The sequence below is a fragment of the Microcoleus pseudofavosus SVA1_A4 genome, from assembly GCF_036700565.1.
Classification (GTDB): Bacteria; Cyanobacteriota; Cyanobacteriia; order Cyanobacteriales; family Microcoleaceae; genus Microcoleus.
This window is the reverse complement of sequence record NZ_JAUBPE010000005.1, coordinates 27,104-44,631: the sequence shown is the minus strand read 5'-3', so window position 1 is coordinate 44,631 and position 17,528 is coordinate 27,104. Positions and strand designations below refer to the sequence as shown.

Sequence of the window (17,528 nt, the reverse complement as noted above, 5' to 3'; positions counted from 1 at the left end):
TAAAAGTCAAAGCCAACCGTAGGGACACGGCAATGCCGTGTCCTACTCCCCGCGCCGGACACGGCATTGCCGTGTCCCTACAGATGTTCGCGTACTTTTAATAATTGGTATAAAATTACTGCATCCGATCGATCGTCCGATACTGCACCGCCTCCCCCACATGATTGGTTTTCAAGCTTTCATCCCCCGACAAATCAGCAATAGTTCTAGCAACCTTCAAAATTCGATCGCTAGCCCGCGCCGAAAGCCCCAACTTCCGAATCGCCATCTCCAACAAATTCCGAGAAGCATCATCCAACTGACACCATTCGTTAATGTGGCTGCTTAGCATCTGCGCGTTACACCGCAAGCCAGCTTCCGACTGAAAACGGCGAGTCGCCATCTCTCGCGCCCGCTGCACCCTCACCCGCACCGGTTCCGACTCCTCCCCCGTCGCCTGTCTGGTAATTTCCTCCGGTTTCAAACGATTAACCGCCACTTGCAAATCAATCCGATCCATCAAAGGCCCTGAAAGTTTTGCCCAATATTGCTCCCTCTTTTGCGGCGAACAAGTACACTGTTGAATCGAATCGCCGTAGTAACCGCAAGCGCAGGGATTTGTACTCGCAACTAATGTAAATTGTGCCGGAAACATCACCGATTGTCGGGTTCGAGAAATCGTCACATAACCATCTTCTAATGGTTGCCGCAAAAACTCCAAAACGTCTCTTTTGAACTCTGTTAATTCATCCAGGAAAAGTACGCCGCGATGTGCTAACGAAATTTCACCCGGACGCGGAAAACTGCCCCCGCCAACCAGAGAAGGCCCCGATGCTGAATGGTGAGGACTGCGAAAAGGTCGATCGCTCACCAGCATACCCTTATCCTTCAAGAACCCAGCCACCGAATGAATTTGAGTCACATCCAAAGCTTCATCAAAAGTCAGCGGTGGCAAAATCCCCGGCAAACGTCTCGCCAGCATAGTCTTACCGCTCCCTGGCGGCCCCACAAAAATTAAATTGTGTCCACCGGCCGCCGCAATTTCCAAAGCCCGTCTCGCGTGAATTTGCCCCTTTACATCCTTTAAATCTAAACCCGGAAACCGCGTTTTTGCTAATTCTTGTCTACCGTTTATTTCTACCGGCGAATAAGCTTGAGGATTGTTCAAAAAATCAGTAACTGCAAATATATTCTCAAAACCGTAAACAGATATTCCTTGTACTAAAGCGGCTTCTGCCGCATTGGCCGCTGGCACAATTAACCCCGAAATGCCCATTTTTTGAGCAGCAGCGGCGATCGGCAAAACCCCCGCCACAGGCCGCAAACTCCCGTCCAAAGAGAGTTCCCCCAAAAATAAATGATCTCCCAAAAGCTCAGTGCTGACCTGTTCCGATGCTGCTAAAATGCCAATGGCGATCGGCAGATCGAAACTCGGCCCTTCCTTCCGCAAATCCGCCGGAGTTAAATTAATCACAATACTCCGCATCGGAAAAGCATATCCCGAATTTTTCAGCGTAGCCTTAACCCTTTCTTTAGCTTCTTGCACCGCAGAATCCGGCAACCCCACAACCACAATTTTCGGTAGCCCCCCCGACACATCAGCCTCGACACCCACCTTTACCGCGTCAATTCCTACGATCGATGCACTCCAAACCCTAGCAAGCATTTTTCTTTATCCTTAATTTGCCTGTGCTTGATTCATCATCTATTATGATTAACAATGACTAATGAATATCGGAAGAGGTAAGAAAAACTTTTCTTGCCTCTTCCTTTTCTCTTCTTCCTTCTCTCCTGCTGCGTCTTCCCTCTTACCTCTTCCCGACATCCGTTACATCCGTTACACAATCCGTTACATCCGTTGCCGAACTTCGTTAACACCCATGACAACTCAAGAAACGCTTTTCAGCAAAATCATCCGCAAAGAGATTCCAGCAGACATCGTTTATGAGGACGACTTGGCCCTCGCGTTCAGAGATATCCATCCGCAAGCACCCGTCCACATCCTCGTCATTCCCAAACAGCCTATTGCCAAATTAGCCGATGCCGAGTCGGAAGATCATGCTCTCATGGGACACCTGCTGCTGACTGTCAAACGGGTAGCAGAACAACTCGGACTTAGCAACGGCTATCGCGTCGTCATTAATACTGGCAGCGACGGCGGGCAAACTGTAGACCACTTGCACCTTCACATTCTCGGCGGTCGGCAGATGAAGTGGCCCCCTGGCTAAAGGCTGATTTTTACGCAGGACTTACGGACTCATCCTCAGAAACCCGGTTTATTTCTATTGCCAAGCGCTTCAGAAACCGGGTTTCTTTTTCGTCAATAAACCCGGTTGATCGGTGTTGTTGAGAATGCAGCCCGATCGCACTATAAACCGCGTTTTCAGTATTCTCCATATAAAAAATTACGTTCGCCAAATCCACCGGTGATATGTAAATAAATATTAAAAATCATCTCTTCAAGACCTAATTAAGAGATATTTAAATGGAAAGGTCATCGACCTGAAAAACAATAATTTAATATAACTACTGAACAAAGCTACAGACAAGAGATTCAGCTCTTGTGGTTGCTATATTTAATCCTAGTTTTCCCGTAAAATTACTTTATAAATAACTACAAATATTTACTAAAAATCAACGTTTGTAAAGGTTTGTAAAATTTTACAAATGTCAGCACTAAGCCCTTGGCAAACTTTAGTTAGTAGTGTTACTAATAGAAGCGTGGGGCATCCCCACAATGAACCTGGAAAATTCAATTAAGCAATCATAAACCAAATGACAACAACCCTACAGCGTCGCGAAAACGCTAACGTTTGGGAACGTTACTGCGAGTGGGTAACTAGCACGGACAACCGCATTTATGTGGGTTGGTTCGGGACTCTGATGATTCCCACCTTGCTCAGCGCCACCATCTGCTACATCATCGCCTTCATCGCTGCTCCTCCTGTGGACATCGACGGCATCCGCGAACCAGTTTCAGGTTCCTTGATGTACGGCAACAACCTCATTAGTGGTGCTGTTGTTCCTTCATCAAACGCGATCGGGCTTCACTTCTATCCCATCTGGGAAGCTGCTTCCCTCGATGAGTGGTTGTACAACGGCGGCCCTTACCAGCTCGTAGTTTTCCACTTCCTCATCGGCATTTTTTGCTACATGGGCCGTCAGTGGGAACTGAGCTACCGCTTGGGAATGCGTCCTTGGATATGCGTCGCTTACTCTGCACCTGTGGCATCTGCGACCGCAGTATTCTTGATTTACCCGATCGGGCAAGGCAGCTTTTCTGACGGAATGCCCCTGGGTATCAGCGGCACATTCAACTTCATGATCGTGTTCCAAGCCGAGCACAACATCCTGATGCACCCCTTCCACATGTTGGGAGTTGCCGGTGTATTCGGCGGTGCTCTGTTCTCCGCCATGCACGGTTCTCTCGTTACTTCTAGCTTGGTTCGCGAGACAAGTGAAACCGAATCGCAAAACTACGGTTACAAATTCGGTCAAGAAGAAGAAACCTACAACATCGTTGCAGCCCACGGCTACTTCGGTCGTTTGATTTTCCAATATGCCAGCTTTAACAACAGCCGTTCTTTGCACTTCTTGTTAGGTGCATGGCCAGTTGTCGGCATCTGGTTTACCGCTTTGGGTATTTCCACGATGGCGTTCAACTTAAACGGTTTCAACTTCAACCAATCGATTATCGACTCGCAAGGTCGCGTCATCAACACTTGGGCTGATGTTATCAACCGCGCTAACTTGGGTATGGAAGTAATGCACGAGCGCAACGCTCACAACTTCCCGCTCGACTTGGCAGCCGGTGATGTCACCCCAGTAGCAATGGTTGCTCCTTCCATCAACGGCTAAATTTAGCTGTTGATTGACAAAAAGCGCTCTCTCCAAAGGAGGGCGCTTTTTGTTTTGGGAAGTATAATTTAAGATATTTCCTTGGGTTAAATCCGTTAAATCCGTTAAATCCCGCAGACTGCTCGTTGCCGCACTTCCCGATCGATCTGATATATTGATTAGGAATTATTATTTTTGGCAATTATCAAAGTGGCGATATTTAACAGGCTTAAATTTGAAAAACTAGCCGTTGAGAAATCCAAAACATTAGCCTGGGCGATCGCACTTTTCAGCGGCATTTTGATGGGATTGACAACCGCACCAGTAAATGCTTGGCTGTTCGCTTGGGTAGCATTAGCTCCCCTGTGGGTTTTGGTTGTCAGTTATCAAAAGCCAAAAATACAAGAACAAAAACAAAAATTTCTCTTTCTTCCTTCTTTCCTCAAAATCCATCCGTTACATCCGTTACAGAATCCGTTGCCGAACTTTCTTCTTCCTTCACTCTGGGGATTTGGCTATCACGGATTAGCTTTATCTTGGATTATGGGAATTCACCCGATGACTTGGTTGGGAGTTCCTTGGTGGCCGAGTTTGGCGATCGCACTTTTTTGCTGGGTCTTCATCACCCTCTGGGGAGCAGCATTAGTCGCCGTTTGGGCGTGGCTATTTGTAATTCTCAACTCCTTCAGTTTACCAGGAAAAAATTCAATTCTTATTCTTAACTCCCCCCTTTTACAAGGGGGGGCTGGGGGGGGTAAAGCTCAATTTTTAGCATTAACTCGCGTTTTAATTGGCACAGCTTTGTGGTGCGCCTTAGAAAGTATTTGGAGTATGGGTTCGCTGTGGTGGACATCTCTATCTTACACGCAAAGCCCGCACAATTTAGCAATATTGCACCTCGGTCAACTCTCCGGGCCCAGCGCAGTAACAGCCGCTATTGTAGCAGTAAATGGCTTAATCGCCGAAGCTTTTATAGAAGGAAGAAGGAAGAAGGAAGAAGGAAGAAGGAAGAATTGGATTGCTTATATTTTGCCGGCGAGTTTGTGTTTAGTTTTGCATATTGCAGGCTGGAGTTTGTACAATCGCCCCTTAATGCAAGAGGCGGGAACATCATTAAAAATAGGAATTATTCAAGGCAATATTCCTAACGAGATTAAGTTTGACTCAGGGGGTTGGCGGCGCGCTTTGGAAGGTTACACCACTGGATACAAACAGTTAGCAGACAGAAAAGTCGATGCTGTGTTAATTCCAGAGACGGCTTTGCCTTTTATCTGGACAAACGAGTATCAGCGTTCTACTCTTTCTTTTTACCAAGCTATTCTCGAACGCGGTGTGGTGGCTTGGATTGGAGGATTCGGACAGCAAGAGAATAGTATCACTAACAGCTTATTGGCGATCGACAAAACAGGAGAAATTATCGGCCGCTATGATAAACTAAAGCTAGTGCCTTTAGGCGAATATATCCCTTTTTACGAAATTTTAGGCGGGATTATTAATCGGCTTTCTCCCTTAGATGCTCGTTTAGTACCAGGAAACTCAAAACAATTATTTGATACGCCGTTTGGTCGCGCCATTGTCGGAATTTGTTACGATTCGGCGTTTGCTGAAATTTTCAGATATCAGGCGGCGAATGGAGGCGAATTTATGCTCACAGCTTCCAACAATGCCCATTACAAACCGCCGATGCTGGCTCAACATCATGCTCTAGATGTAATGCGGGCAATTGAAACGGATAGATGGGCAGTTATCGCCACTAATACGGGTTACTCTGCTTTTGTAAATCCTCGCGGCGAAACGGTTTGGAAGTCGGGAATTAATACGTATGAAGTCCGAGATACTACTATTTATCGGCGGCAAACTCGGACTTTGTACGTGCGGTGGGGAGATTGGCTGACGCCTGTATTGTTAGTATTGGCTGGGTTAATGCGGTTGATTGTTAGAAATTAATGTTAGTAAAGGGTTTGCTGGTGCGGCGGGGGCGGGTTTATTGAATCTGTCTGCACTGTCAGGATTATTGGTGAATCCACCCCTACAGTTCACTCATTGCTTAGGTGCGTCGCTCACTCAATTATCAATTTGTTTCAGTAATTTTCAATAGCGACGCACCCTACAGTTACTAACAACTAACAACTAATAACTAACAACCAATAACTAATAACCAACAACCAACAACCAACAACCAACAACTAACAACTAACAACTAACAACTAACAACTAACAACTAACAACTAACAACTAACAACTAACAACTAATCATTCTACTTATCTTTCACGTGTTCGTGAACGCTAGGAGATAAAGAAATTAAATCGTCGATATTGCACTGCATGGCAGCACAAATATTGTCCAAAGGCAAATCATTGTCATCGTGGCCGAAGGGATTTTCTATTTCAATGCCGATTTCTTCGATGCCGAACAAAGTAAAACTAATTAAAGCCACAACTGGGCCGGTTCCCCAAGTCAAATCTTTCACAATTTGAAAGGGCAGTGCCAAACAGTAAAGCAACAATAGCTGTTTCAGGTGAATCGTGTAAGCCAAAGGGATAGGCGTCTTCAAAATCCGCTCGCAGCCGCCTAATACATCAATCATAGAGTTGATCAACTCCTTCATACCAGTTAACTGATAGACATCAAGGCAATTGCGCTCGTACTGCTCGTGCAAGTAATCCTCAATCCAAAATGCAATTTCTAGCGGCGGATTGTTCATCGATTTGAGCTTTTGGTACTGCGCTGGGGACATTAACGGCTCCAGTTCTGGATTTACTGATTCTTGCCGCAAGTGCAGTTTCATCGACACTGCAAAGGCAGGTAACAGGCGCAGGGCTGACTTTTTGATAGTGATATCCTGCGGGTCTTTTTCCTCAATCGCTACCCAGATTTGGCGCGCCAAATTGCGGACGTTGTTGACTAAAGTTCCCCACAATTTCCGACCTTCCCAAAATCGCTCGTAGGCTGTATTTGTCCGAAAAACTAACAGTAAACCCAGGACAATACTCGGTACAATACTCGACAAAATTGGTAAGGAAACCGGCCACTTAAAAAAGTGCAGCAGGGAAATAAGAACTCCAAAGCCACCGCACAGCAAAACGCGGGGCAAAATTGAGAGAATGACAGACCCTCGAACCTGTAATGCAATTTTAAACCAAGACGGTCGATCGACACTCATGCAAGTCTCCTGATTAAATTAGCACTCAGCGCCCTAGCGCGGGCGGCGCAAATGCCTGGTAAACTTAGTTCTTCGGCTGCCGCCAGTCGATTGGATATTCGAGATTTTAGATTGACTCCACAAATAAATCTGGCGGGTTTGAACTTTTGTCTAAAATTTTTTGGTCTCCACGACTGCTGTCAGGGCTTGTATCCCTATTTGGGTGCGGTGAGGTATTCCGAAAAAAGCTTTCCTAGAAACAACCTTTGGATTTTAACCAAAAAACTCATCTTTAGCCTCAATCTAAAATCTAAAATCTAAAAGTGATTGACTGAGGCACTTAATTCGGTAAGATTAACTATGTATCTTTAAACCTCAGCTTCCGTGCAAGAGCTACCGACATCTGTGCCCCCGCATTTTCACCGATTGCCGAACCAACGGTGGCAAATTTATGCGCCTCAACCACAGCAAGCCGAACAGTTTGCCGCCGAAATCGGTTTGTCGCCCTTGCTGGCACAGGTGCTGATTAACCGCGGCATCGATTCTGTTAAAGAAGTGCAAGGGTTTATCGAACCGGAATCTCTGGTTTTGCCCGCGCCAATGGATGAGTTTCCAGATTTGGCTGCGAGTGTCAAATTGTTGCGGGAGGCGATTTCGGGAGGGCAAAAAATTGCGATTTGCGGCGATTACGATGCTGACGGGATGACGAGCACGGCTTTGTTGCTGCGAGCTTTCAGGACTCTGGGGGCGAATGTGGATTATGCTATTCCGAGCCGGATGCGGGAAGGTTACGGGATTAACGATCGCATTGTAGAAGAATTTCACTCGGAAGGTGTCGCTCTCATTCTCACGGTTGACAACGGAATTGCAGCCTACGGCCCGGTTGCCAGAGCGCGAGAACTCGGTGTCAAAGTTATTATTACAGACCACCACGACTTGCCGCCAAAACTGCCGCCTGCCGATGCTATTCTCAACCCGAAATTAATTGCGGAATCTTCGCCTTATCGCGGTTTGGCTGGCGTAGGCGTTGCTTATGTTTTGGCTATTACCTTGGCTCAGGACATGAAAAAAGTGGGCGGGTTGGTGAATCCGCTGCTGGAGTTATTTACGTTGGGAACTATTGCGGATTTAGCGCCTTTGACAGGAGTTAATCGGCGCTGGGTGAAGCGTGGTTTGCGGCTGTTGCCTCACTCGCAATTGGCGGGTATTCAGGCTTTGATTCACGTGGCGGGAGTGCAGCCGGGAAGTGCGGAAAGTCCCTCAATTCTCAACTCAAAAACTCAAACTCAAAATTCGTTAAAGCCTGAAGATATTGGTTTTCGGCTTGGGCCCCGGATCAATGCCGTGGGGCGGCTGGCTGACCCTCAAATTGTGATAGAGTTGCTAACCGCGGACGATCGCGAATTGGCACTCAAAAACGCGATGCAGTGCGAACAAATCAATCAGCGCAGGCAGGAGTTGTGCCAGGAAATTGAGCGGGAAGCCATCGCCTGGTGCGAGAAAAGTGCGATCGATTTGCAGCAAGAACGGGTTTTAGTTGTCGTGCAGCCCGGTTGGCACCACGGGGTGATCGGGATTGTGGCTTCTCGGTTGGTGGAACGCTACGGCGTACCCGTGTTTATCGGTACTTTTGAGGATGAGGCGGGCGACGGCGCGACGGCGCATAAAATTGTGCGGGGTTCGGCGAGGGGAATTCCTGAGTTTAATGTATTTGACGGGCTGAATTTTTGCGCGGATTTATTAACTAAATTTGGCGGACACAAAGCGGCGGGCGGTTTTTCTATGCCGGCTGACAATCTCGAACAATTCCGCAATCAACTGTCAATTTTTGCCAATCAATGTTTGCAGCCGGAACACTTAAAACCGCTGGTTTCAGTAGACGTGCGAGCGGATTTGGGTGAGATTAATCTCGACCTTTACCGACAAATTGATGCTCTGGAACCTTGCGGAATTGAAAATAAGGCTCCTGTATTTTGGACGCCTAATGTTTGCATAACTGAACAAAAAATTGTTGGTAAAGGAGGTCACGTTAAACTAACTGCAACTCAAGATGGAAATGTATCGGCTAGTGTGAAGGCGATTGCTTGGCGTTGGGGGGAATATTTTCCTTTGCCTCGGCGGGTTGATATTGCTTACCGATTGCGGGAAAATAGTTTTAATGGCAAGACATCGGTTGAGTTAGAGTTGTTGGGCGTTCGGTTGCCCGCAAGTGCTGCTAGTTCGAGGCCGCCAGTGTTTGGAAAAGTGGAGTTTGATTACTGCGATCGCGCTTATTCTTGCAGTTTGTCTCCCGCAGGGTCGATCGAGGAATTGAGAATCCGCAACTCTCAAGGGCAAGTTCTGGCTGTTGCACCCGGACAAAACATCGGTTTGTTAGGCAACTCCCGCAAAGATGCTAGAGAAGTCGATGTATCTCTACCTTTTTTTGAGAATTTGATTCAAACTGCTAAACACGCCCTCGGTATTTGATAACGGTATTTGATAAGAAAGCTGGTGCAGCAGGGAAAATTAGGGAAAATTGGCGATCGAGCGCTGTGAATTTTGAATAATTTAAAACTCCAAACTCCAAACTCTCGATCGCCGCTTAGCGTGCTATGATTACAAGTCGCCGCCACGAGCGGCCAGCAGAAAAATCACGACCGGGCCCGAAAGCACGACTGCTGCGAGTAAAGCTACCTGAACAATGAGTTGGAAGTTTACACCGCCCAGGCCGCTAAAAAGATCCGTTATAAAGTCCATGTGTCCTCCTGACTGTAGTGATTAAGTCTAGATTGTTGAATTAGAAAATCCGCTTCTGATTTTACCGGGCGATCGACCCTATTTTTTAAGGAAGTTTACAAAATTCAACAAAAGTTAAAGAACGATCGACCTCCCCGTGACAGGGAACCGGGGACTTGATGCCCCTTCCCGGAGAGTGTTGCGAATCAAAAATCAAAAATCAAAAATCGAACAAATTATGGCGAATTGGCGTTGCGTAAAGCAGTGCGGTGCTTGTTGTTACCTAGAACCAACAGAACGGCCTGACCTAGACGAGTATTTATCACCAGAGGAATTAGCGCTCTACTTGAGCTTAGTCGGAGATGACGGTTGGTGTATCAATTTTGACAAATCGACGCGAGAATGCGGAATTTATGCCGATCGACCGCGCTTTTGTCGGGTAGACTCAGAGGTGTTTGAGGAAATGTACGGCATTGAGCCGGCCGAGTTGAACGATTTCGCGATCGACTGCTGCATAGAGCACATTGAAGACCTGTATGGCGATCGCTCCTTGGAAATGATCCGTTTTAACCGAGAAGTCGGCATTTTCGCTCATCCTGACCACGAATTGAGTAATTAAACCCAAGTAATCAAACAAGCAGCCGCAAGAACAAAAGTCCTGTTGTGTCATTGCTCGCGAGGAGCGAAGCAATCGCCGAGTCTATTGTCGATCGTTATGTGTAATATCAATTCCGGCTGCACCGGAATGATATAGAGGACGCCGCGAGTGCCACTCGTCCCTACGCCAGATTAATTGTAGGGACGAGTGGCACTCGCGGCGTCCCGATCTCCGGCCAATTACTCCTTAAAAAACAAATGAAATTCGTGCAGATACTAGGTGCTGCAATATGTTGAGCGCGATCGCACTCAACATATTGCTGCTTTGAATTGCAGTAGAATGCGAACTAGCACAATCGGAAATACCGCAATACTTAAGCAGCATGGGGTTAATCTCCTGATTTGTCGAAATCTAACGCTGCACCTGATGTATCAACGTTGTCCTGAACGCTCTCAAACCTCCAGGACAGTTTGCCAGTTAAGTTAGTCAGTTAAGCGATGCCCTCAAAAAAACGAGAATTAAGCTTGAGATATTACCCAAAAAAGCTTGTAGACTAGAGGAAAACTGAAGTTTTCACTAGCAATTTATGAGGGCTAAAGTCCTCGCTACGCAACTGTGAAAAGTAATTAAAATCCCTGAACCGAGATCATATTACTTTGAACGTCAGCCACTCTTGTCTGTGCCACAAAGCCTACTATGTCACCGGAATTCCTAACTTTGATTAGAGTGCCTTGACTTTGTACTGGTGGAAAATTTAATGCACTTGGCGGGACAAATTGTTTAAAAGCTTCTGGTGTCTCAAACCCAAGCAAGACTGTCACGTTTGTCACGTATTGCAAGTCTAAATCGCTAGGAGTCAAACCGCCTGCCAATCCAATTCTATCGGCACCAGGTCTGAAAAATACAATAACATCGGCATTATTGAAATCTGTAACTCCGGGTTCTGATTGGAGGACGTACAAGTTGCTGCCCCCGATTTTGATGGAACTATTATTGTCATCCAAACCTGCTAAAAAGTCGCGACCAAAACCTCCCACCAGAGTGTCATTTCCGTTACCGCTGAATAAGACATCATTGCCTCTCCCCCCCAAGAGAATATCGTCTCCTGCACCACCAATAAGCCAATCTGCATCTTGACCGGCGCTGAGAAAGTCATTTCCCTGAAATCCAGCCAGCAAGTCTTTATTTTTACCTCCGAATAAAGAATCGTTGCCCAAATCCCCGTTGATAATATCTTCCCCGTCATTGCCATAAACCAAATCATTAACTGTTGATCCGATGACTTGATCGTCACCTCCGAGCATCCAAATTCCCAAAGGAAAATTAGTTGTATCTGCGATCGACAAAGTAACAACTTCGGATGTATTGTTGCCAATTAATCGCCGAGGTTCTAACGGATCAGGTTGTAAAGCCATAACAAAATCCCCGTAAAATCGTTTGATTAATATTAGGAAATACCGCAATACTTAAGCAGCATGAGTTTAATTTCCTAATTTGTTGAAATCTAACGCTGTATCTGATGTACCAACGTTATCCTGACCGATCTAAAACGTCCAGGACAGTTTGCCACTTAAGTTGGTCAGTTAAGCGATGCTCTAAAAATAACTGAGGATAAAGCTGAAAAGCTTTGCTCGATAAAGCTTTTAGATTTTATACAAAGAGATATACTCAGCAATTCGGTCAGTTATGCTGCGGGAGTGACAAAAATATATAGCCTTTTGAGTTGCTCCCGAAATTGCCAACTTAAAGATCGGTATGTTTTCCTCGGACTGGGCTAAGTGTTCCTAGATATTTGCCACTTCTAACCAATTGTCCCAAGCTGTTTCAAAGCACTTACTACGGCTTCCGCACGAGTTTGTACTTGCAGTTTTGAGTAGATGTGTTCTAAATACTTCCTGACAGTGCCGATGCTAAGGCTCAGTGTGGCGGCAATTTCTGGATTAGTCTTACCTTGCGTCACCTCAAATAACACTTCTGCTTCACGTTTTGTTAATCTTAGTAATTCTAAAGATACGGGTGATAGAGTCAAAAAATGCTGTTCTTCAATCAACAATAGATATTGCTCCCGTGGTTGTTCAGTCACAAAATGCACGACTAATTGTTTTCCTTCCTGCTCTAATTTCAGTGGTAAATGGGGTGGAGGAATGTTATCACTTCGTCTTAAAAGCGACAACTGGTATTTCACCCATCGCTGTAAATTTTCTGGTAAGCATCGTGTTGAGCATTTGTCTTGAAAATACTGGTTGAGCAACTGGCAAGCTCGTTTGCTCATGAATTGAACTTGCCCATCTCCGTCGATCGCAATAATTGCCAATGCCTCTAGAGTATTGCGCTGTTGCAACCAGTCTTGTTGTATATTGGCAAACTGATTCATGTTTTGCTTTGCTTGCAACAGATGAGGGTGCAATAAGTTGAATAAGAAGCGATCGCGCTCAGTAAAAATCTCGTCTCCCATCAGCGTGATGGCAATAATATCATCTTGTCCAGAGCAAAGCTTGCTAGCGGAGGTATTTGACAGAGAAATGGGTAATGAAACTGCGATCAGATCCCTGATTCCTCTAGGCTGCATCATCTTTCCATACAATCCTTCCAAACGATGCAGTTGCTGCTCATTTAAGAAGTCGGAAACCTTATGCGCTCGATGGTCACGAGTTCGTAGATAATTGCCAACTAGAGGATTCTCATAAAAATGTTGATGAGCAATTTTTTCAAAATTCGCTGTATCAAGGGGATCAAACCCAGGGGCAGGTTGATAGTCGATCGTGGTAGCCTTGTGGTTTCCGAAGGAGAGTGTGGTGTAGGTGTAATCTACTGCGGGAATAACCTTAGAGATAATTGAAAGAAGATGGGATGAGAAATCCTCAAAGCTACAAGTTTTGTAGAGTTCCTGTAGGCATTCAGAAAAGTTTTGAAAATCATTATGAGTTAAGTGTTGCATTTTTTACTTAAGTAGATGAGTGGGAAAATACATAAGTATGTCCGCAGCGAGTGAAACGAAGCATAAGCCCTTCGGGCAGGCACGCGCCTTCGCAAAGGTTCTGGCAGGTTTGCATTCGGTTACACAACAAGGTTTATTTGTGCCTACCTACTTATACAAAGATGAATTAATACGGTGTGGTTAGAGAAGAAGCGTTATTTACGTTGGTTGTGTGTCTGTTTCTTAACAATTGACTACGGCAAATGACGGGTTGAATCTCAATTTAGCATATGACAAACTTGGAATAAGACGAGTACGCGGTAATGGCGCTATTACTTGTGCTGAGATAGGTGCGGCGATCGCCATAATCCTTAAGAAAAAAGGAGCAGCTTACATTTAAGTCCGATCGCACCACTTAATTTTTCAATTAGACTCATCCAATTAGCTCGATCGATCGTTTGACAAATGACAGGAAGTTTGCTCGATGCTCAAAAAAAGTTGTGACATCAGGATTGGAACTCATGCTGCAAGAGGCATCGGGCATTTTTGTAGAGAAAGATAAGATATGACTAAACTGCCTAAAAAGCGCAAGCGCCGAGGCGTGATTCTTTCAGATTGGGGTTTGCAGCGTTTCCAGGATACCCAAGAGCAATTAGCCATTGCTGAAAATGGCGGATCTGCTTACACCTTAGAGCGATTAAGCAATTTGACAGGGCTAAGTGCTCGATCGATTGGACGGTTGCGAAGTTGCAAAGCCGCTGTCGATCGCCAAACCCTAGAGGATCTATTTAGCGCCTTTAACCTAACGCTAACCGAACAAGACTATATTCAGCCAGAACCCGAAGCCCCACAGTGGCAGCCGGTGAAGTCGATCGCCCAAAATTGGGGAGAAGCCGTAGATGTTTCCCGCTTTTACGGGCGTACCGCAGAACTTACCACCCTCACCCAATGGATTCTACAAGATAATTGTCGGTTGGTGGGTATTTTTGGGATTGGCGGCAATGGCAAAACGGCTTTATCTGTCAAACTGGCCCAACAGCTACAAAACCAATTTACCTACGTCATTTGGCGAAGTCTCCGCAATGCCCCGCCGCCGGAAATTTTCTTAGCAGAATTAGTCTCATTCCTCTCAGGACAACAGGATACAAAAGCAGAAATTAGCAGCTTGATTCAGTGTCTGCGGAATCATCGCTGTTTGCTCGCGATCGATAATACCGAAAGCCTGTCAAAACCTGGGGATCAGAGCGGACAATATCGTCCCGGTTATGAAGCTTACGGAGAAATGCTGCGAGTGGTGGCCGAGACTCCCCATCAAAGCTGTTTGGTGTTAACCAGCCGGGAAAAATGCCATCAATTCGCTCAATTGGAAGCGGGCGACTTGGCAGTACAGAGCTTGTCCCTGGGCGGTTCTCCAGAAGCCTCCGAAGCATTGATTAAGATGACGGGATTAACTGGATCGGACAGTCACAAACACCAGTTGTGCGATCGCTATCGATGCAATCCCCTGGCATTAAAAATCGTTGCCGCCACCATTCTAGATTTGTTCAGCGGCAATATTGCTCTTTTCCTAGAAAAAAACGTTACTGTATTTGGTGATGTTTCAGATTTGATTCAACAACAATGCAGTCGTCTTTCAATCTTAGAGAATCAAGTAATGTGCTGGTTGGCGATCGATCGCGAATGGGTTTCCTTTGCCGAACTTCGAGAAGATTTGAATGCTGGCGTATCCCAAACGCAGTTGATGGAAGCCCTGCAAAATTTGAAATGGCGATCGTTGATTGAAACTAACGCCGGGAAGTTTACATTACAACCTGTGGTGATGGAATATGTCACGCAGACGCTGATCGATCGCATTTGTGATGAAATTGTCGATCGCTCATCGCCGACTCCCTTGTCAAATTCTTCTCTATTGCAAACCCATGCCTTAATCAAAGCACAGGACAAAGACTACATTCGCGACAGCCAAATTCGCGTGATTCTGACACCACTAATCGCCCGATTGCTGAGTCAATTGGGTTCTCAAAAAGACATCGTATATCAACTAAATCAAATTCTAGATAGCCTGCAAACCGAGTGTCCGAATCAGGCTGGATATGCCGGTGGCAATATTATCAATCTATTACGCCACCTTCAGATTGACCTGACTGACCGCGACTTTTCCTATCTCAGTATTTGGCAGGCCGATTTTCAAGATGCAAATCTGCATCGGGTCAATTTCACCCATTCTGACCTGTCCAAATCGCGGTTTACCCAACCGTTCGGCAGTATTTTAAGGGTTGCCTTTAGCCCCGACAGCCAACTGCTAGCAACTGGAGATAGCAATAATCTGGTGGCCCTATGGCAAGTTTCTAACGGACAATCCAGAGGGATGTTTAGAGAACATCACGGTTGGGTTTGGGCGCTGGCTTGGAGTCTCATTCCCTTGCCTCTTAACGGGGGAAACGAAGAGGGGTATATCCTCGCCAGCGGCGGTGCCGATCGAACTATCAGACTGTGGAGTATGGAATCTGAAAGTTGTTTGGGAATCTTACAAGGACATCAGGCTGCCGTGAGAACCGTGGCATGGCAGCCGAAGGGATACCTCCTTGCTAGTGGGGACGATCGCGAGATTCGACTGTGGGATACTCGTACCCAAATATGTTTGAATATCTTTCAGGGTCACGGCAGTTGGATCACCTCTGTTGCTTGGAGTCCCGACGGTCAAATCCTCGCCAGTGCTTCCTTAGATCGAACAATTAGACTCTGGGATATCCAAAGCGGTGAGTGCCTCAACATTTTATTGGGACATACCGATCGAATTTGGTCGATCGCCTGGAGTCCCAACGGAGAACTTCTCGCCACAGGTAGTGAAGATCGAACCGTGAAGATTTGGGATGCCGACAGCGGTAAATGTCTCAAAACCTTGCAAAGAAACGATCGGGCAGTATTTTCCCTCGCCTGGAGTCCCGATAGCAGAATGCTTGTCAGCGCCAGTGGAGGCCAGAACATCGCGATCTGGGATCTAGAAAGCAGTCAATGCTTGCAAACCTTACAGGGAGACAGCAATTCGATTTGGAACGTGACTGTAGCTTGGAGCCCAGATGGGAAAACGATCGCCAGTGGTTCCCACGATCAAACCGTGCGACTGTGGGAGGTCGATCGACTGCGATCGAGTCAGTGCCGAAGTTTCAAAACATTGCAGGGATACAGCAATTCTATGTTTGCGGCGGTTTGGAGTCCCGATGGCACGATCCTTGCCAGCAGCAGTGCCGATCGTCTGGTTCGGTTGTGGAATCCTCACACAGGTCAATGTTTGAAAACATTAAAGGGTCACACCAATTGGATTTGGGGTTTAGCCTGGAGTCCCGATGGCACCACCCTTGCTAGCGGATCGGATGACTGCACGGTTCGACTCTGGGATGCCAGCACCGGCGAATGTTTGGCAACCCTCGAAGGACACGCAGCCTGGGTTAGGGCTGTCGCTTGGAGTCCCGACAGTCAAATTCTTGCCAGCGCGGCGCAGGGCCTGAATATTCAGTTGTGGGATGTTAAGCACCGGAAATGCCTTAACATCTTGCAGGGAAATGACAATTGGGTTGGCAGTTTAGCCTGGAGTCCCCAGGGCCAAATCCTTGCTAGCGGTTCCCACGATGGAAATCTGCGACTCTGGGATAGCAGCACCGGTCAATGCCTGGAAGTCTTGCAGGGACATGAAAGTTCCATTAGATATGTAGCTTGGAACCCGGATGGCCAAACCCTTGCCAGTGCTTCCGAGGATCTCACCATCCGACTCTGGGATAGCTGTACTGGCAAGTGTCTGAAAATTTTGCCGGGACACAGCGATATGGTAAAAGCAGCAGTCTGGAGTCCTGACGGTCAAATAATTGCTAGTTGTTCGCACGATCGCACAATTCGACTTTGGGATTCTGCCACGGGAGAATGCTTGAAGATTCTGGAGGGACATACAAGTCAAGTTTGGTCGATTTCTTGGCGTCCCCTTGGTGGGGATTTCTCACAAAATCGCGACTTTGTTTTGGCAAGCAGCAGTGCCGACGAAACGATTAAGCTTTGGGATATCAACACAGGAGAATGCGTGAAAACCCTGAGAGCCGATCGCCCCTATGAATGTATGAATATTACCGGAGTCACGGGGATTGCGGAAGCTCAGAAAGCAACGTTGGGGGTGTTGGGTGCGATCGAAAATTAGTCGGAAATTAGCCTGAACACGGCTTGATTTTTCGCAGGCAAAGCCTGCGAAAAAATCAAGTCGATATATAGCGGTTCTTGGATAGATGAGGTACACAATTCAACTTCAAAAGCTTGACAACACAGGGTTTCGGCGTACTCCATCTTTCTG

General features: G+C 46.5%; 12 protein-coding genes. 6 read left to right on the top strand and 6 right to left on the bottom strand.

All coding sequences use genetic code 11. The features are described 5' to 3' along the window. Nucleotides 1–115: 115 nt before the first annotated feature. Entirely contained in the window at nt 116–1,645 is a 1,530-nt protein-coding gene (locus tag QUA02_RS03635) for a YifB family Mg chelatase-like AAA ATPase (protein WP_333025369.1), read from the bottom strand. 214 nt (nt 1,646–1,859) lie between these two features. On the opposite strand from QUA02_RS03635, the gene QUA02_RS03630 reads away from it, so the two are divergent. The 3 genes from QUA02_RS03630 (at nt 1,860) to lnt (ending at nt 5,763) form a co-directional block, all read left to right on the top strand. Beyond that, entirely contained in the window at nt 1,860–2,207 is a 348-nt protein-coding gene (locus tag QUA02_RS03630; protein ID WP_333025367.1) for a histidine triad nucleotide-binding protein, read from the top strand. Nucleotides 2,208–2,754: 547 nt separating this feature from the next. Then, the gene (gene psbA / locus QUA02_RS03625) at nt 2,755–3,837 is read left to right on the top strand and encodes a photosystem II reaction center subunit D1 (RefSeq protein ID WP_333025365.1); all 1,083 of its coding nucleotides are present in this window, start codon (nt 2,755–2,757) and stop codon (nt 3,835–3,837) included. 189 nt (nt 3,838–4,026) lie between these two features. Next, nucleotides 4,027–5,763, top strand: coding sequence for an apolipoprotein N-acyltransferase (lnt, locus tag QUA02_RS03620; RefSeq protein WP_333025521.1), 1,737 nt, complete (start codon nt 4,027–4,029; stop codon nt 5,761–5,763). Between the two features lie 311 nt (nt 5,764–6,074). Here the strand turns inward: lnt and QUA02_RS03615 are convergent, their stop codons facing one another. Beyond that, complete coding sequence (locus tag QUA02_RS03615) at nt 6,075–6,980, bottom strand: bestrophin family protein (RefSeq protein WP_333025364.1); 906 nt, start codon at nt 6,978–6,980, stop codon at nt 6,075–6,077. Between the two features lie 363 nt (nt 6,981–7,343). Between QUA02_RS03615 and recJ the strand changes: the two genes are divergently transcribed. Next, a complete protein-coding gene (recJ, locus tag QUA02_RS03610; protein WP_333025363.1) occupies nt 7,344–9,428 on the top strand; it encodes a single-stranded-DNA-specific exonuclease RecJ in 2,085 nt (694 codons plus the stop codon). Nucleotides 9,429–9,557: 129 nt separating this feature from the next. Here recJ and psb30 read toward each other — a convergent pair whose 3' ends face one another. Continuing rightward, nucleotides 9,558–9,698: a photosystem II reaction center protein Ycf12/Psb30 gene (psb30, locus tag QUA02_RS03605; RefSeq protein WP_333025362.1), complete on the bottom strand. Its 141-nt coding sequence runs from the start codon at nt 9,696–9,698 to the stop codon at nt 9,558–9,560. Nucleotides 9,699–9,915: 217 nt separating this feature from the next. Here psb30 and QUA02_RS03600 point away from each other — a divergent pair, with 217 nt between their 5' ends. Further along, nucleotides 9,916–10,296 carry a YkgJ family cysteine cluster protein gene (locus QUA02_RS03600; protein ID WP_333025361.1) on the top strand — a complete coding sequence of 127 codons (381 nt, stop codon included), beginning with the start codon at nt 9,916–9,918 and terminating at the stop codon, nt 10,294–10,296. 225 nt (nt 10,297–10,521) lie between these two features. Here QUA02_RS03600 and QUA02_RS03595 read toward each other — a convergent pair whose 3' ends face one another. The 3 genes from QUA02_RS03595 to QUA02_RS03585 form a co-directional block, all read right to left on the bottom strand. Continuing rightward, nucleotides 10,522–10,659: a hypothetical protein gene (locus QUA02_RS03595; RefSeq protein WP_333025359.1), complete on the bottom strand. Its 138-nt coding sequence runs from the start codon at nt 10,657–10,659 to the stop codon at nt 10,522–10,524. Between the two features lie 242 nt (nt 10,660–10,901). Further along, nucleotides 10,902–11,690 carry a calcium-binding protein gene (locus QUA02_RS03590; protein WP_333025358.1) on the bottom strand — a complete coding sequence of 263 codons (789 nt, stop codon included), beginning with the start codon at nt 11,688–11,690 and terminating at the stop codon, nt 10,902–10,904. 386 nt (nt 11,691–12,076) lie between these two features. Next, nucleotides 12,077–13,213, bottom strand: coding sequence for a helix-turn-helix transcriptional regulator (locus QUA02_RS03585; RefSeq protein WP_333025357.1), 1,137 nt, complete (start codon nt 13,211–13,213; stop codon nt 12,077–12,079). A 544-nt stretch (nt 13,214–13,757) separates the two neighbouring features. Between QUA02_RS03585 and QUA02_RS03580 the strand changes: the two genes are divergently transcribed. Beyond that, nucleotides 13,758–17,378: a WD40 repeat domain-containing protein gene (locus tag QUA02_RS03580; protein ID WP_333025356.1), complete on the top strand. Its 3,621-nt coding sequence runs from the start codon at nt 13,758–13,760 to the stop codon at nt 17,376–17,378. The last annotated feature ends 150 nt before the right edge of the window (nt 17,379–17,528 follow it).

What these genes read in the sequence shown, in the direction of transcription:
- QUA02_RS03635 (WP_333025369.1), bottom strand. Translation starts at nt 1,645, where the DNA reads ATGCTTGCTAGGGTTTGGAGTGCATCGATCGTAGGAATTGACGCGGTA.
- QUA02_RS03630 (WP_333025367.1), top strand. Translation starts at nt 1,860, where the DNA reads ATGACAACTCAAGAAACGCTTTTCAGCAAAATCATCCGCAAAGAGATT.
- psbA (WP_333025365.1), top strand. Translation starts at nt 2,755, where the DNA reads ATGACAACAACCCTACAGCGTCGCGAAAACGCTAACGTTTGGGAACGT.
- QUA02_RS03615 (WP_333025364.1), bottom strand. Translation starts at nt 6,980, where the DNA reads ATGAGTGTCGATCGACCGTCTTGGTTTAAAATTGCATTACAGGTTCGA.
- psb30 (WP_333025362.1), bottom strand. Translation starts at nt 9,698, where the DNA reads ATGGACTTTATAACGGATCTTTTTAGCGGCCTGGGCGGTGTAAACTTC.
- QUA02_RS03600 (WP_333025361.1), top strand. Translation starts at nt 9,916, where the DNA reads ATGGCGAATTGGCGTTGCGTAAAGCAGTGCGGTGCTTGTTGTTACCTA.
- QUA02_RS03595 (WP_333025359.1), bottom strand. Translation starts at nt 10,659, where the DNA reads ATGCTGCTTAAGTATTGCGGTATTTCCGATTGTGCTAGTTCGCATTCT.
- QUA02_RS03590 (WP_333025358.1), bottom strand. Translation starts at nt 11,690, where the DNA reads ATGGCTTTACAACCTGATCCGTTAGAACCTCGGCGATTAATTGGCAAC.
- QUA02_RS03585 (WP_333025357.1), bottom strand. Translation starts at nt 13,213, where the DNA reads ATGCAACACTTAACTCATAATGATTTTCAAAACTTTTCTGAATGCCTA.
- QUA02_RS03580 (WP_333025356.1), top strand. Translation starts at nt 13,758, where the DNA reads ATGACTAAACTGCCTAAAAAGCGCAAGCGCCGAGGCGTGATTCTTTCA.